Source organism: Bifidobacterium coryneforme, assembly GCF_000737865.1.
GTDB classification, from domain to species: Bacteria; Actinomycetota; Actinomycetes; order Actinomycetales; family Bifidobacteriaceae; genus Bombiscardovia; species Bombiscardovia coryneformis.
Map to the genome: position 1 here is coordinate 1,652,205 of NZ_CP007287.1, position 14,652 is coordinate 1,666,856.

General features: G+C 60.5%; 13 protein-coding genes, 1 tRNA gene, 1 other RNA gene and 1 pseudogene. 7 read left to right on the forward strand and 9 right to left on the reverse strand.

Annotated features, from left to right (window positions below; all coding sequences use genetic code 11):
* Position 1: 1 nt before the first annotated feature.
* Entirely contained in the window at positions 2-1,384 is a 1,383-nt protein-coding gene (locus bcor_RS06705; protein ID WP_051875823.1) for an MATE family efflux transporter, read from the forward strand.
* Between the two features lie 177 nt (positions 1,385-1,561).
* Here the strand turns inward: bcor_RS06705 and bcor_RS06710 are convergent, their stop codons facing one another.
* The 4 genes and pseudogenes from bcor_RS06710 to bcor_RS06725 all read right to left on the reverse strand — a co-directional run bounded on the left by bcor_RS06710 (position 1,562) and on the right by bcor_RS06725 (position 5,288).
* Positions 1,562-1,900 (reverse strand): P-II family nitrogen regulator, encoded by a 339-nt coding sequence (locus tag bcor_RS06710; protein WP_033491125.1) that lies wholly within the window; start codon positions 1,898-1,900, stop codon positions 1,562-1,564.
* Between the two features lie 21 nt (positions 1,901-1,921).
* Entirely contained in the window at positions 1,922-3,187 is a 1,266-nt protein-coding gene (locus bcor_RS06715) for an ammonium transporter (RefSeq protein WP_033491123.1), read from the reverse strand.
* 235 nt (positions 3,188-3,422) lie between these two features.
* Positions 3,423-4,358 (reverse strand): annotated as a pseudogene (gene ftsY, locus bcor_RS06720) (signal recognition particle-docking protein FtsY); the annotation flags it as partial.
* Positions 4,359-4,808: 450 nt separating this feature from the next.
* Positions 4,809-5,288 (reverse strand): hypothetical protein, encoded by a 480-nt coding sequence (locus bcor_RS06725; protein ID WP_033498302.1) that lies wholly within the window; start codon positions 5,286-5,288, stop codon positions 4,809-4,811.
* 163 nt (positions 5,289-5,451) lie between these two features.
* Here bcor_RS06725 and bcor_RS06730 point away from each other — a divergent pair, with 163 nt between their 5' ends.
* A complete protein-coding gene (locus tag bcor_RS06730) occupies positions 5,452-5,730 on the forward strand; it encodes an Lrp/AsnC family transcriptional regulator (RefSeq protein WP_033491119.1) in 279 nt (92 codons plus the stop codon).
* A gap of 90 nt (positions 5,731-5,820) precedes the next feature.
* Here the strand turns inward: bcor_RS06730 and bcor_RS06735 are convergent, their stop codons facing one another.
* Positions 5,821-6,363 carry a GNAT family N-acetyltransferase gene (locus tag bcor_RS06735; protein ID WP_051875738.1) on the reverse strand — a complete coding sequence of 181 codons (543 nt, stop codon included), beginning with the start codon at positions 6,361-6,363 and terminating at the stop codon, positions 5,821-5,823.
* A 145-nt stretch (positions 6,364-6,508) separates the two neighbouring features.
* Here bcor_RS06735 and bcor_RS06740 point away from each other — a divergent pair.
* Together bcor_RS06740 and bcor_RS06745 are read left to right on the forward strand one after the other, a co-directional pair.
* Positions 6,509-6,581, forward strand: a tRNA-Lys gene (locus bcor_RS06740).
* Between the two features lie 123 nt (positions 6,582-6,704).
* Entirely contained in the window at positions 6,705-7,715 is a 1,011-nt protein-coding gene (locus bcor_RS06745) for a hypothetical protein (protein WP_051875739.1), read from the forward strand.
* 304 nt (positions 7,716-8,019) lie between these two features.
* Here the strand turns inward: bcor_RS06745 and bcor_RS06750 are convergent, their stop codons facing one another.
* Both bcor_RS06750 and bcor_RS06755 read right to left on the reverse strand, forming a co-directional pair.
* Positions 8,020-9,186, reverse strand: coding sequence for a replication protein RepA (locus bcor_RS06750; RefSeq protein WP_033491117.1), 1,167 nt, complete (start codon positions 9,184-9,186; stop codon positions 8,020-8,022).
* Between the two features lie 232 nt (positions 9,187-9,418).
* Complete coding sequence (locus bcor_RS06755; RefSeq protein ID WP_033491115.1) at positions 9,419-9,757, reverse strand: hypothetical protein; 339 nt, start codon at positions 9,755-9,757, stop codon at positions 9,419-9,421.
* Between the two features lie 532 nt (positions 9,758-10,289).
* Between bcor_RS06755 and bcor_RS07340 the strand changes: the two genes are divergently transcribed.
* Positions 10,290-11,267, forward strand: a complete 978-nt coding sequence (locus bcor_RS07340) for a hypothetical protein (protein WP_051875740.1) — start codon at positions 10,290-10,292, stop codon at positions 11,265-11,267.
* Positions 11,268-11,597: 330 nt separating this feature from the next.
* Here bcor_RS07340 and bcor_RS06765 read toward each other — a convergent pair whose 3' ends face one another.
* Together bcor_RS06765 and bcor_RS06770 are read right to left on the reverse strand one after the other, a co-directional pair.
* Positions 11,598-12,188: a Fic/DOC family protein gene (locus bcor_RS06765; RefSeq protein ID WP_051875741.1), complete on the reverse strand. Its 591-nt coding sequence runs from the start codon at positions 12,186-12,188 to the stop codon at positions 11,598-11,600.
* 1 nt (position 12,189) lies between these two features.
* Positions 12,190-12,369, reverse strand: a complete 180-nt coding sequence (locus bcor_RS06770; protein ID WP_033498772.1) for an antitoxin VbhA family protein — start codon at positions 12,367-12,369, stop codon at positions 12,190-12,192.
* Positions 12,370-13,132: 763 nt separating this feature from the next.
* Here bcor_RS06770 and bcor_RS06775 point away from each other — a divergent pair.
* Both bcor_RS06775 and ssrA read left to right on the forward strand, forming a co-directional pair.
* Positions 13,133-13,852 carry a hypothetical protein gene (locus bcor_RS06775; protein WP_033498774.1) on the forward strand — a complete coding sequence of 240 codons (720 nt, stop codon included), beginning with the start codon at positions 13,133-13,135 and terminating at the stop codon, positions 13,850-13,852.
* A 197-nt stretch (positions 13,853-14,049) separates the two neighbouring features.
* Positions 14,050-14,448, forward strand: a transfer-messenger RNA (tmRNA) gene (ssrA, locus tag bcor_RS07460).
* Positions 14,449-14,652: the final 204 nt, after the last annotated feature.

The following is a 14,652-nucleotide window of genomic DNA, read 5'->3' on the forward strand; positions in this document are numbered from 1 at the left end:
CGTGACTTCATCAGATCAGGACCAGGCGCGGAACAAGCCCGACCGGAAACGCCAAGCCCGTTCCACCTATGCCGCGATAGCCTCTCTGGCCATCCCCACTTTCGGGCAGTTGATCGCCGAACCCCTCTTCGTCATGATCGATACGGGCATCGTCGGTCACGTCAGCGACTCGGCACTTGCGGGGCTTTCCATCGGATCGACCGTGGTCCTGACCACCGTGGGCCTCTGCGTCTTCCTGGCCTACGGGACCACCTCCCAGGTTGCTCGTCTGATGGGCGCGGGCCGCCGCAGGGAGGGGATGGAAATCGGAATCGACGGCATGTGGCTGGCCTTCATCATCGGGGTGGTGGTCTGTGCCATCCTGATGATCTTCAGCCGCCCGCTCTGCTCAGTCATGGGAGCCTCGGGGCAGGTCCTGGACGCCGCCCAGCAGTATCTGAATGCGCTGATATTCGGCCTGCCCGCCATGCTCCTGGTCTATGCAGCCAACGGCATCTTCCGCGGCCTGCAAAAGGTCAACATCACCCTGGTCGCCGCCATATCAGGGGCGATACTGAACACAATCCTGGAGGTGCTCTTCGTTTTCGGACTGCACATGGGCATCCTCGGGTCCGGCCTGGCCACCCTGATCGCCGAGTGGTACATGGGTCTCTTCCTTACCATCCCGGCCCTGATCTGGGCCAGGCGAGAGGGGGCCAGCCTGCGGCCCCGGATGAGCGGGATAGCCAGCAGCATGGGCGACGGCTTCCCCCTCTTCCTGCGCACCCTGGCCCTGCGGGTCTGCCTGGTCATGACCGTGGTCGCGGCCGCCCACCTGGGCGAACGGGTCCTGGCAGCCTATCAGGGGGTCAACTCGGCGTGGAACTTCGGCCTGAACATGCTGGATGCCGTTGGCATCGCAGGGCAGTCCCTGGTGGCAACCGAACTGGGGGCCCATCACAAGGCACGGGCTCGGAAGATGACGGACCTCTCGGCAAAGGCCGGCATGATCATGGGCGTTCTGGTGGGCCTGGTCATGATTGCCCTGGGACTCTTCGCCACCCCGCTCTTCAGTCCCACCCCCGCCATCCGCTCCCTGATAACCGTCGGCATGATCGTTCAGGGGGCCTTCATGCCCATAGCAGGCTGGATGTGGGCCCTGGACGGAATCCTGATCGGAGCCGAGGACTACCGGTATCTGGCCGCCACCTGCTCACTGACGGCCCTGGTCTATGTGGCTTGCCTGCTGGGACTGACCAACCTGGCGCGGGGCTGGGAGGACACCTGGCGGATCGCCATGCTGTGGGGGGCGATCAACATCCTCTTCATCGGCATCCGTGCCATCTTCAACGGCCTGCGTGCACGGACGGACACATGGATGGACCAGGCCTTGGTGGCCGACTGACCCCATCTCGTCCGGCGTATCCCCTCCCTGCCGCAACAACCGGACTCCGCCCGGACGCAGTGCGCCCTTGCACGCCCCGCTCAACGCTCCGATTGCAGGGACAGCCAAAATACGAAAACCGCCGACCGAGCCCCTACCGGGACCTGGTCGGCGGTCATCCATCAGCCAGAGCCACCCTCAGATGGCGGCGGCACCTGTTTCACCCGTCCTGACACGGGTGACTGAATCCAGGGACTGGACCCAGACCTTCCCGTCACCAATCGTGTCGGTGCCTGCGGTCTGGACGATGACATCGACCAGGGACTGCGCCTTGGCGTCATCGGACAGCACTTCCACACGAATCTTGGGAATCAGGTCAACCGTGTAGGTGGCACCGCGGTAGACCTCCTTGTGCCCACCCTGACGACCGTAGCCGTTTGCAGAGGAGACGGTCATGCCATGAACACCCGCCTGGGAGAGTGCCTCTTTGACCTCTTCCAACTTCTGAGGCTGGAGAATTGCCGTTATCAGCTTCATGTCTCTACACTCCTTTGATGATTAATTGGCGGACAGGGCGAATTCGTAAGCGCTCTCACCCTGGTCGCTCTGGTCGACACCGACAACCTCTTCTTTGTCGCTGACGCGCCAGCCGACGGTCTTCTCAAGGGCGAAGGCGATGACCCCGGTCACGACTGCGGCGTAAATCACGGCAATCAGCGCCACCAGGAACTGTACCAGCAGCTGCTTGTAGTCGCCACCGGCCAGGAGACCGGTCCCCGCGCCGAAGAGTCCGACCATGAGGGTGCCGAGCACACCACCCACTCCGTGGATACCGACCACATCGAGGGAGTCGTCATAGTTGAACCGGAACTTGAGACCGCAGGCGAAGCAGCAGACCACACCGGCCACCAGGCCCATGACGATGGCCCAGAGGGGGGAAACCACATCGGCTGCCGGAGTGATGGCAACCAGGCCGGCAATCATGCCCGAGGCCGCGCCCATGGCGGTGTAGTGCCCGGAACGGATCTTCTCGGTGAAGAGCCATCCCAGGGTGGCCGCAGAGGCGGCGATGGTGGTGGAGACCCAGGAGTACCCGGCGGTGCCGTTGGCCGCGAAAGCGGATCCGGCGTTGAATCCGAACCAGCCGAACCAAAGCAGGAAGGCCCCCAGCATGACCATGGGCACGTTGTGGGGACGCATGGGCTCCTTCTTGAAGCCAATCCTCCGCCCGATGATCATGACGATGACCAGGGCCGCCACTGCCGCATTGATGTGAATGACCGTACCGCCGGCGAAGTCGTGCGCCGGGGCACCGATGGCGTTGGAGATGGCACCGTCAGCCGAGAGGAGGCCGTTGTTCCAGACCATGTGGGCCATGGGGGCATAGTCCAAGGTGATCCAGAGGGCCACGAAAATCATCCAGGTGCTGACCTTGATGCGCTCTGCCAGGGCGCCGGAAATCAGGGCCACGCAGATCATGGCGAAGGCGACCTGGAAGGCGATATCGATGGTGTGGGGGTAGGGGGCGTCTTTCAGATCGACCGAGGTGAAAATCCCATCCTTGGCCGTGACCGTGTCCTTGAGGAGGAAGCCGGTGACCGGGTCACCGAAGATTCCACCCACATCCTTGCCCGCGTATGCAATCGACCAGCCCCAGAGGGTCCAGATGATGCCCGTGACGGCAATGGCCACCGTTGACATCATCAGCATGTTCAGCACGGCCTTGGCCCGGACCATACCTCCATAGAAGAAGGCCACTGCGGGGGTCATCAAGAAGACCATGGCCGCGGCCATCAACATCCATGCAGCATTTCCAGAATCCATGCTCACACCTCTCTTTCCACGCCCGGAGCCGTCAAGTCCCGCGTCGCGGCGGGCGGACCCGGACGACGCCAATCGTCGTTCATCTTCAAGGTCATAGAACAGCCAAAGGGTTTCATCCAGGTCAACCGTTCGTTTCCCATCAGTAACCTGGACCGGGAAACCGTAACCGGAACGTAATCCCCGGTATTCCTGTCCAACCTTCGTTCAACCCGGCTCAGAGCCGACCGGCAGGGCTTCACTCCTCGCCCAGAATCCCATCCACGAAGGACTCGGGATTGAAGGGGGAAAGATCATCGGGCCCCTCGCCCAGACCAACCAGCTTGACCGGCACGCCCAGCTCCCGCTGAACGGAGATTACGATACCACCCTTGGCCGAACCGTCGAGCTTGGTCAGGACGATGCCCGTTACACCGATGGCCTCCGCAAAGACCCTGGCCTGGATCATCCCGTTCTGCCCGGTGGTCGCATCCAGGACCAGGAGGACCTCCTCCACGGGGAGGTTCTTCTCGATCACGCGGCGGATCTTGCCCAGCTCATCCATCAGGTTGGCCTTGTTTTGAAGCCTGCCGGCGGTGTCCACAATCAGGACGTCGGCACCCATCTCCTTGGCCTTGGATGAAGCCTCGAAGGCAACCGAGGCCGGGTCGGCACCCTCCTTGTCGCTGCGGACGACCGGAACACCCACCTTGCTGCCCCATGTTTCCAGCTGGTCGGCGGCTGCGGCGCGGAAGGTGTCGGCGGCCCCCATGACCACGGTCTTGCCATCGGCAACGAAGAGGCGTGCCAGTTTGCCGGCCGTCGTGGTCTTGCCGGTTCCATTGACCCCGACCATGATGATGACCGAGGGTTTGCCGGTTTCGGGCTTATCGGCCTCCAGGGTTCGGTCCATGCCGGGATCCACCAGGTCGATCAACCGCTTCCTGAGACCGGCACGAACCGCTTTGGGATCCCTCTCACCACTGACCCGGGCATCCGAGCGCAGCTGATCGACCAGCTGCTCACTGGCCTCAGCCCCAACATCCGCCATGAGCAGGGTGTCTTCAACCTCCTCCCAGTCGGATTCACTCAGATGGTCCTTGGTGAGGATGGCAAAAAGTGCCTTCCCGAAGGGGTTGGGGCTCTTCGCCAGCTTGGCCTTGAGCCTGGTCATACGCGAGGCAGAAGACTCCGGTTCCAGAGACACCCCGCTCTTCGAGGGTTCCCCGTCCTGGCCCCTTGCGGCATCTCCTGATGCCCGCGTGCCCCCGTCGGAACCCTTTTCGGTCCTGCCCGGGACCTCTTGCTGCTTCGCCGGATTCGAATCGGACCCTGCGGGCTGCGAGCCGTCCCCGTTCTTGTGCCGGGACTTGGACAGGAGACATACCCCTGCCACGACCAGGGCCAGAACGACGACAAGTGCTATGGCTATAAACAGGTAGGACGTAGTCATACCGACAAGATTAGGGTCGCGAACGGACACGGGGAAGGCAAGACGCATAGCCCGTCACACGTTCAGCGGAGAAGCCGGGCAACGGACCGGATACCGGTAACCACATCCGCAAATTCTCTCGACGACGGGTGAAGGAGACCGCTCCCGTATCTTATGCCGTCAAGGGAGAGGGTGATTCCCTGAGGCGCCCTGTCAGGCAGTGGGGCTGACCGCCGGTATGACATCCGATGTTACCGCCACCGGCTCACCGGCCTGTGCGGATTCTTCGACGATGAATCCTTCGAACCCTTCGTCCGTATGCGGCTTCAGAGGCGTGACCAAGTTCCCTTCATTGGTCTGCCAGAGCTCGATCTCGTCCGTAAAGTCCGAGGACAAAAGCGCTCTCATCTCCACCACCGAGGCGGAGTTGACATATACCGGGCACTTGATGGAGTTGGGTCCGCCCTCCTGGGAATCCTCCGCACTTCCGTCCGGGTTGGGAATAAAGGAGAGCCTGCCTCCACCGATGCGGGGCAACCTGTCCTCACGCCGCCGCCCGGCACCCCTGAACACACGCTCATTCAAAGACTGGGAGAAGGCGCGATTCGCTGATTCCCCGCGCGCCAGACGCAGGACGTAGACGATGAATGCCACCACTACCAGCACCCATATGAGCACAATCACCCAGACCATGGTCTCATTCTCTCAGACGGAGATGCCGATGTGGTGGCAATGGTTGAATATGCCAACCTATTTCACAAGCTGACCCGTGATGCTCCACGCTGTGGACCATGCCCGCGGCGGCCGACCGGCAGACCATATACTGGGCATCAGCACACCTAGGCAAGGAGCCGCCATGACAAACGCCATCGTACTGATTACGGTCCAGTCCGACAGAATCAACGAAGTGGCACGTGCCATTGTCGAAATCGACGGGGTCAAGGATGTCTATTCCGTGGCTGGAGAGGTCGACCTGGTGGCCGTGGTCTCCACTGGCAAGTTCGACGATCTGACCGCCGTCATCCCCGGTGGCATCGCCAAGGTACCCGGCGTGACCGGAACCCAGACCCTTACGGCCTTCCGCACATATTCCCGTGAAGACATGGACGCCGCATACGACCTCGGCCTGGACTGATTCACTGACCCTCGACGGTTATCGGAGCTGCTCGCGGCTCGCGGGTCCGCCTCTGTGCAGATCACCTATATGAGCGGACGGACCCGTACCTTATAAGTCAATCCAGTACCGCTGAATTCCAAGCCCGTTTGCTGTATATCGGGTGTCTTCCAGCCTGCCGCCATTCGACAGGATGGTCTGTCGGCTGCCCTCATTATGTTCGTCGCAGGTGACCAGAACCCTGTCCAGCCCTTCCTGCCGGGCCACACCCAGGCAGTCTGCCAACATTTGATTGGCGTACCCACGACGCCGCCTGTCCGGGCGGACCGAATAGCCGATATTTCCTCCCAGCTCCAGCAGATAATCATTCAAATCGAGGCGCAACTGAATCATCCCGACCAGAGTCCCATCAGGCTCCAAGGCCAGGAATTGCAAGGCCGGCACGTATCCCGGAGGCAGGTTCTCCCCCTCGGCCTCATTGACGACCTGGGGCAACCAGTGCCGCCTGACCTGCTCAAGCGACGTGCAGTCCTCCAGACACCCCAGACCAGCCAGTTCATCACCGGCTACGGCCTTGCATGCCTGCATGTACTCCCATGCCTCGTCGGCATACCCCGTCGAAGCCGCATCGAGACGAACCAATCGAATAGCCATACCCGCTCCTTGATTAGCCAACATTCTACACGCCGCGAAACGAAGCCTTGGTTGCTCTTCTTTCCGTCATCTCACCTGACACCATACCTCGGAAGAAACCGCGAGATTGGAAAATATCGTCCCAGCCGTGTATTTTTGTTGTGTTGCCCCTCTGGCTCAATGGTTAGAGCAGCGTCCTTTTAAGTCGTGGGTTCTCGGTTCGAATCCGAGGGGGGGCACAAATCTGCTCTTGCGGCACGGCTAGGTACCTAAGTCCGCACGTTTTTCCATAGTACCCGTTTCTCTCCGACATGTACGAACCCGGGATAGGACTGAGCAGCCCAGGCCAAGAAAGAGGAAGCATGGATAAGGAACCAACCTCCGGCGACCAGGAAATCAGTCCTCCATCCGGCCTGGAGGACTCCCAGACCCCTCCAGCGTCCGAATCCGCAGAGGACACCGACGGAGCGACCAGGACCCGGCCCAGGTGGATGATCCCAGTCGTCACCGCCGCCGCCGTGGTTGTCCTTATTGCAGCTGGCCTGATCTGCTGGCGGGTGGTTTCCAATCGTCAACACACCCAAGCTGTTGAGCGGTGCTCCGGGGCCGTGGCGCGTCTGGAGAAGCCGGCCGGCGGTGCCGCCGCCAGGACGGCACGCTACCAGGAGGCTGCAGGTATCAGCTCCGATCAGGTCAAGGATGTCAAGACGGTGATTGCCATGGCCAGGGCCGTCAAAAACGCCGGCGGCATCAAGCCGCAGCCGGTCAGGTGCGATGCGTCCATGAAAACTCAGGACCTTGAGGCCGCCGCCGACAAGGCGAAGGACCTGAACGACAGGTACGACAAGCTGGACCGGGCCGCGAAGGCGGTTCTGGCCTCCCGGGACGCGAAGGACCTGGACGACGCACGCACCGCCCTGGCCGCGAAGAGGGAAGAGGCCTCCAGGCTGCTGGGCGACAGCGACGGGAAGGTGACGGACAACACCACCCGCGAGACCCTGCAACAGGCCATCGGCCAGGCCGAGCAGACCAAGGGCGACAAGGCGAAGGCCTGGCGGGATGCGGTCGGTCCGCTCCAGTCGGCCATCGACCAGGTGAACGCCTCCATGCAGGCCAAGACCCAGGCGGACCAGCAGGCCGCAGAAGAAGCCGCACAGGCGGCGGCGCAGCAGGCCCAGGCCGTCCAGCAGGCGAGACCCTCCTACGGGCGAGGTGGAGGCGGAGGCTGGTCAGCCCCCGCGCCGGCCGCTCCTGCACCCTCAGTACCTCGAGGAGGAAACTCCAGCGATGACTTCAATTGGGAGCAGTGGCTGCAAACTCAAGTGCCACTCGGCAATGGATGCAATTCAGCTGGTGTGTGCGCCATTGGGTGATTGATTAAAGATGTGCCAGCGGGACCGGTTTCTTGCAGGTCTCCTATCCCGCTGGCTTTTATTGTGGACGACCATAAGGCCGTCCCCTTCATAATATCGGAAGGGAATTGAGAATGTGCAAAAGTCAGGGAAGATCAGGGCCTGGGCCGGTCGACTCGGGCGGCTGGACTCCGGGACGATGCTGCGCAAGGGCCTTGCCGCCGCGGTGGCGGGGCCTCGATGTTGGCGGGTGTCCCCGCCGCTTTCGCCGGTGGCGGTGCGGGCAATTCGGACGGCCAGGGCGGAGGGGTGATGGACACCCAAGTCAGCTGAGTCCATCAGGAGGCGGATAATCGCACGTTCGGCCCCGCTGCGGATCTGAACAGTGTCCACAATGCGCTTGGCCGGATGGAGGTGACCATGCTTCCCGGACGGCGTAGCCCATGCCCAGAAGGCCCTGAATGAGGCCGATGCCAAATGCCTGCCCCGCTTCAACGAGGTTCTCCCGGACCAGTTCGGGCAGAGGCAGTGCCAAGTGGTCTGTATAGGTGTCATAATCGGCATCAACGAGCAATTCAGGGGACCTGTACAGGCAGAGTCCGCCCCTTTCGAAGCTGTATCTCAGCCGTCCCTCTTTGCCGGCCTCAATCAGGGTCGCATCCCACAGGGCGGCCACATGTTGCAGCCCCTTCTTGAAGTGGGTCACGAAGTTCCTGGTTTCGGCGTAGTTGGAACCCATCTGCTTCTGCAACGTCGTCCAGGGGATGACCGGGGTCCGGTGGTAGCTCGAATGGTTGAGCGCGCATATGCGCTGGGACAGCCAGGCGTAGATGTCGAAATCAACGCCCTTCCCGGTCATGGTGAGCAGTTCCACTATCTCGGTTGACAGCGACGTGCTCCTGGACATCCTGTCCCAGGTCTCCTTCGTGAGCTTGATGTACGACCCCTCGGAGGCCGCGTCCTTCGGGGTGTACCGGGACCACCCTACATCTGATTTTTCGACCAGGGTCACGTCCTTGCCAGTCACCCAGCCTGTCTCCGGCGGGGTCCCCGTCCTGGTTATGGTCATGCTGAAGTCGGAGAGGGCACTGATCTGGTGGCTGAAGTCGTCGTAGTCGGCCGCCGTGGGTTTCCTGTGCATTCCCAGGTCGTTCATCAGCTCCCTCAGCGTGGAGGGGAGCATGATGACGCGGTCGGTGTTGTGGTCCTTCTGGCGCACCACCTGGGTGCTTATCCATACCAGGAGCAGTCTGGCCTTCTTCCCATAGGGCCAGATGTGGGTGACCCCGCCATCTTCGTTCTGGATGGTGTGGGGGTGGATGACGTACGTCAGGTTGCCGTTGGTCCTGACCCACTTGGCGGTGTCAGGCCCGGGGTTGCGGATGGGGAGTCCTATGCGGCAGAAGTCCTGCATCAGGTATGAGCGGTTCTGCCTGCCGAGCTGCTGCCATTGCAACCCGTCCGGAGAGTCCGGTTTGTAGTAATCCGTCATATGGGGTACACTCTCTCTTGTTCAATTCATTTTCTGACCTCCGTTCTGTTACAGCAGGCGGAGGTTTCTTCTTGTTCAGGCCCATCATACCCATGAATCGGGGACCCCTTTCAGCGGCCTCTGGAAGTCCCGTTACGGGCGGTTAGTTCCTGTTTGGCTTTCCCTCGTCTTGGATTCGATAAAATCGGGAATTCCCCTTTTCCGGTCTTTGGCTGATGGGTTGTTGTCGGGTCTATTGGCCTGTTCTATGGAAGTCCGTCAGTGCATCCTCTATGCGTCGAACGAGTAGATCCGTTCGTTGCAGTGCCGGTTTGTCCTGTTCCGCCAGGCTCAGGATCCGTGAATACTCGTCGGCCGGGTTCTTGCCGAACATCGTGCATACCGAGGTGAATTCACCCACGGTCAGCGGGGTGCTGCTGTAGTGGAATATCCTGTATAGCCTCGACTCCGAGCAGTCCAGCAACGTGGCCAGGTCGCGGGCGTTGATTTTCGGCTTGTTTTCACGGAGAAAGTGTCTGACGAGGTCGATTGTCCCCTTGTCGATGGCGGTCCATTGGCTAGCCTTCATCATGATGACCCAGTTTACATGAACGGCTCTTCAAAGCCCGGTAAATCGTCTTCTGTCCACGGGAAGTTTACCGGGGCTGGGGTCCTCCAGGCCCAGGCCGTCCAGCATTGTCAGGTAACACGTTCTTCTTGCTCATTGATCAATGATGGTCGCATTATGCTTATCGTGTTTGATCTCCCTCGCGGCGCGAAGTGGGAGACCCGGCAGGTGCACGGTTCATGAGCAGTGACGCAGTCGGTGCAGTCAGGGAAGGGGAGACGGGATGATGCATAAGTCGACGGACATCTCCCCGGAGAGGCCGCTTCATGCTGCGCGGACCGGATGCCCGCAGGAAATAGAAAACCCCCGGTTGCCCGGGGGAGCACACGTTCGGGACCGGTGAAATCCGGTGACTTATCAGCCAAGATTAATCACCGGCACAACCGAATCCCATTGAGGTAAGGATGAACATGTACAAGGATCCACTTGTAACACGGAGCCTCGCGCTTTCCTCTGATGTCGTAGGGAATCGTACACGTTCGCAGGAAGAGGGGATATGAACAAGGAAGAGGAAGAACGGATCACGAAGACCGTGGCCGATGCGGAGGAACCCGATCAGGGCCGCGCGCCGGACAAGGACGATGCAGCCGAGGGGCACACCCGGCAGGGGACTGTGATTATTCCCCTCCTTGTGCTGGTTTCCCTTGTGGTTGCAGTGGTTGTTGTTTGTCTCGTCTATACGGGGATGTCGCACCACTCGGTCAAAGAGCGGTGTTCCATGGACGCAGCCTCCCTTGAGGAGTCTTCCGCATCCAGGGCCGCCCTCTGGAGGAAGGCCTGGGCGGTCAGTTCCGATCAGGTCAAGGATGCCAAGACGGTGGTCGCCATGGCCAGGGCCGTCAAGAACGCCGGCGGCATCAAACCCGAGACTGTCAGGTGTGATGCCTCCATGTCCACGAAAGATCTGAAGGCTGCCAAGCAGAAGGCTGAAGACCTGGACAGCAAGTACGACAAGCTGGACAAGGCCGCGAAGGCAGTTCTGACCTCCAGGGACGCGAAGGACCTGGACGATGCACGCACCGCCCTGGGCGTAAAGAGGGAAGAGGCCTCCAGGCTGCTGAGCGACAGCGACGGCAAAGTGGCGGACAACACCACCCGCGAGACTTTACAGAAGGCCATCATCCTGGCCGACCTGGCCAAGGGCAAGGCCAAGGACTACCGGGATGCGGCCGGTCCGCTCCAGGCGGCCATCGACCAAGTGAACGCCTCCATGCAGGCCAAGGCCCAGGCGGACCAGCAGGCCGCAGAACAGGCGGCACAGCAGGCGACCCCATCCTACGGCGGCGGATACACGCCTTCCTACCGGCCCTCCTACGGGCAGGGCGGTGGCGGAGGCTGGTCAGCCCCCGCGCCAGTCCAGCAGCCCGCACCTTCAACATCACAAGGAAGTAGCCAGAAATGGAATGACTTCATCAATGAGCCTGATAACTCAATGCACGGCTGTAGGCCGGATGGCGGCTGTGGCATTGGGTGATTGATCAAGATGTGCCAGCAGGGCCGGGTTCTTGGAAGGTTCCTCTCCCGCTGGCTTTTCACGGACGACCATGAGTTGGTGTACAAGTTTGATGTGGTGGCGCATGGTCCGGAGACGGGCCTTGCTCCCGCCCACTCTTGGAATGGTACCTGGATTACTCCCTTAACCTCCCCGGAGGAGGCATTCGAGGGCCTTGGATACTCGGCTAGTCGAGACCCAGTAGCTGCTGGACGGACAGTTCGATTTCTGTCTATGCCTGCCGAGGTTCCCTTCTTGGCTATGCTGCAATTCACCGTCAGGAACCGACCGACATGACGCATTCAGCTCTTTCTAGTCACGCGGTCTTACGACCCTGTCGAACATGCGACGCAGACCGCTTTGGTCGCCGAGGACGGCGTTCTTCGACGCTTGGATGTTCTCCTCTTTGGATATGCGGATCCAGGGAATCTCCCACCCCGCTTCATGCGCAACGATGCTCCAATAGGCCCGCTGGGTCCTGCCGTTGCCCTCACGGAACGGATGGATCACGTTCAGGTTGTCGAAGTTGACGGCCAGCCTGGCAACGAACCTGTCCCTGTCCATTCCCCTAAGCCGATGGTCCTCCCTGAAAACCTCCTCGTAGTACCGGATGGCCGTGCGGAAGGTGACGACGGGTTGGAACAATGGCCCGCCACCTTTACTCATGTCCACCGTCCTCAACTCCCCCGCCCACTCATATACATCCTGGAACAGGGCCTTGTGCATCTCCTGGACCTGCCTAAAAGTGCCGTCGATTTTCGGCGGGTTCTCCATGAGCTCGTTCATTCTCAGGAACACCAGATCGTTTTCCCTGCACTCCAGATCCGACCAAGTAGTCGCCCCGACCTTGTTTCTGAGCACGTCGGCGCCTTCTACGAGATAGGGATCTTGCGGCGCGCCCATCTCAGGACTCCAGTCCGTAATGAGATCTGGTCCGCTTGACCAGAGTGGGAATGTCGGTCCGCCCCTCGACCCACTCTCGGACCTGCTCACGCATCCAGGGCGTGATGGATCCGCTCTCCATCTCTATGGAGTGGATGCTCTCCTCCACAATCTCCCTGCGGCCATGAATCTCCGTCGTCATGTCCCTTCACCTTCCCACCAGGTCATAGTTGAGGCCCCGGTAATCTGCGTCGGTCTCCCCAGATACAACCTGGAGCTTCAACAAGTCTCTTCCTTGGACACCTGACAAGCACACCCCACTCATGACGAAGGACCCTCTGTGCAGGGAGGCGCATGCCCGACTGTGCCAGGCCCTCTATATCCTACGTGGACGATTAGCCCCCCCCCCCTCAGTTTCGTCATATCTCTTATCTTCCTGACTTCCCCTTGTTGGGGTCGGGAACTGGGGCTGTTCTGATTGGTTCGCTGTTCGTACACCGTTTTCTTGAGATTCATAGATTCCTCACTTTCCATAACGTAAAGGTTCACATGTTTTGAACGAAAAACGGGGCGCAACGAAAAAAAAAATCAAAAGGAATATGGAACTGTCAAAAACACAAGGCAATTGAGCGACTCGACCTATCCAGAAGTCCCGGTTGAGGGATCACGACGAATTGAAAAGTAAGCAGAGGCTCTATCAGGGTTCGCTGCTGTCCTGGACGACAGCAACAGGTCCGCATCCCCAATCATTTTGAGGTAGGCTCGTATCCGGTGTTCACTGACTTCTAAGAGGTTGACGCGCAATGAGACGGCAGAAGACAGGAGCACCGCCCGGACAGCACGAGGTACCGATGCCCTAGGGCGATAGGCAGGAAGCACCCAAGGCTCCGTCGGTCTTCACTTCCCGTCGACCTGTGCGAACCTGGAGGGAGAACCAAGTGGCCCGAAGCCGAGAAAGAGGAACCATGGACAAGGAACCCACCACTGACAGCCGGAAGACCAGCCGCCGTCCCAAGTGGATGGTGCCTATAACGGCTGTCGCTGTCGTGGTTGTGTTGGCAGTGGTCGGCATCGTCGGGTGGAGCCTGTACGAGCCGCGTAGGCACGATTCCGCAGTGGCGAGCTGTGTAGCATCGGTCAAGTCCATGTACGACAGCTCCAGGACCGCACAGGCCACAGTGGACCAGTATCAGGAGGCGGCCGCCATCCGGGCTCCTCAGGTGCAGAATCCGAAGACGGTAAGCAACATCCGCAAACTTGGCAACACCATCAAAAGAGCCAGCGGCACCAGGCTGCAGAGTGTCCAATGCGACGCCGGCATGTCCACAGCAGAACTCCGCGACGCAACCGACACGGCCCGTCGATACGATACCAGGCTGAACGAGCTCTCCAGCCAGTACACGGAGGCCGCCAAGGCCGTGGTCGCTTCACGAGACGCAAAGAGCCTCCAGAATGCCAAGGACACCTTGGACAGGCGTAAGGGCGAGGCGTTGAGTCTTCTGGTCGACACCGACGGAAAAGTAACGGATGGCGCCGTACGCGATGGTTTGCAGACCGCCATCGAGCAGGCCGGACAGGCCAAGGGCAACAAGCCAGATGCATACCTGGAAGCTGCCGCCTCACTCCAGGCCGCCATCGACCAGGTGAACGCCTCGGTTCAGTCCCAGACTCCAGCCGGCCAGTAAGCCCAGTCCGTCCGGCAGTCGGCCCCCTCCTCGGTGCGGCGACTGCGCCCCGCCCTGCCGGACGGGATAGTGAGCAGGCAGACCGTCCATTCCGGCGCTCACACCTAAGGGAAGCGGGAATACCAACAGTTCGTATCTGTTGTATACTGACGAGGCCGGTCGCGAAGAGTGCCGGCAAGGTTTGATAACTGAAGATTGGGGCTGATCGGTTTCGACGGTGACCTGTTCGTCGCAGGGAAGCGTGCCGAGAACGCGGGGGTCCGCTCGTTAATGTCCTCCCGCAAACAACAAGTGCTAAATCTAACCGCACTGAGTTCGCTCTCGCTGCCTGAGCTTCGCGCCAGGATAAACCAGTGAGCAGCTGCTCCGTTCACTCTCCTTCGCCTTCGGGGGGATGCTGAGCGTCATTAAGAAGACTTGCCCGGACCGCTGCACCGCAGGACGATCCGGGGACTTTTCCTGCGGCTATGCCCGCCACCAGTCGTCTGCGACACAGGTGGGGGCAGACAGATAGCCATAACGGCCAGCAGACTACGCACGTAGAAGACTGAGGGTACGGTCATCGGACCGGGGTTCAATTCCCCGCAGCTCCACTTATTTACCAGGCGCCACTTTGCACATAGAAAAGTGGCGCACCGAAGTCGTATACATGGGCGCCTTTCCGAGACTGGCGCTCTCTCACTACTCAAATAGCAGGCTACCGAGAAGAGCGACCGTCAGCACTTCAAACTTACAGATCGTTCCCCCAAGTTTCGAGTCTGGAGCGAGACTGTTCTCGGCATCCTTTGCGCAAGCACTCT

Coding starts and splice junctions, on each gene's coding strand:
- bcor_RS06710 (WP_033491125.1), bottom strand. CDS start 1,900: ATGAAGCTGATAACGGCAATTCTCCAGCCTCAGAAGTTGGAAGAGGTC.
- bcor_RS06715 (WP_033491123.1), bottom strand. CDS start 3,187: ATGGATTCTGGAAATGCTGCATGGATGTTGATGGCCGCGGCCATGGTC.
- bcor_RS06725 (WP_033498302.1), bottom strand. CDS start 5,288: ATGGTCTGGGTGATTGTGCTCATATGGGTGCTGGTAGTGGTGGCATTC.
- bcor_RS06730 (WP_033491119.1), top strand. CDS start 5,452: ATGACAAACGCCATCGTACTGATTACGGTCCAGTCCGACAGAATCAAC.
- bcor_RS06735 (WP_051875738.1), bottom strand. CDS start 6,363: ATGGCTATTCGATTGGTTCGTCTCGATGCGGCTTCGACGGGGTATGCC.
- bcor_RS06745 (WP_051875739.1), top strand. CDS start 6,705: ATGGATAAGGAACCAACCTCCGGCGACCAGGAAATCAGTCCTCCATCC.
- bcor_RS06750 (WP_033491117.1), bottom strand. CDS start 9,186: ATGACGGATTACTACAAACCGGACTCTCCGGACGGGTTGCAATGGCAG.
- bcor_RS06755 (WP_033491115.1), bottom strand. CDS start 9,757: ATGATGAAGGCTAGCCAATGGACCGCCATCGACAAGGGGACAATCGAC.
- bcor_RS07340 (WP_051875740.1), top strand. CDS start 10,290: ATGAACAAGGAAGAGGAAGAACGGATCACGAAGACCGTGGCCGATGCG.
- bcor_RS06765 (WP_051875741.1), bottom strand. CDS start 12,188: ATGGGCGCGCCGCAAGATCCCTATCTCGTAGAAGGCGCCGACGTGCTC.
- bcor_RS06770 (WP_033498772.1), bottom strand. CDS start 12,369: ATGACGACGGAGATTCATGGCCGCAGGGAGATTGTGGAGGAGAGCATC.
- bcor_RS06775 (WP_033498774.1), top strand. CDS start 13,133: ATGGACAAGGAACCCACCACTGACAGCCGGAAGACCAGCCGCCGTCCC.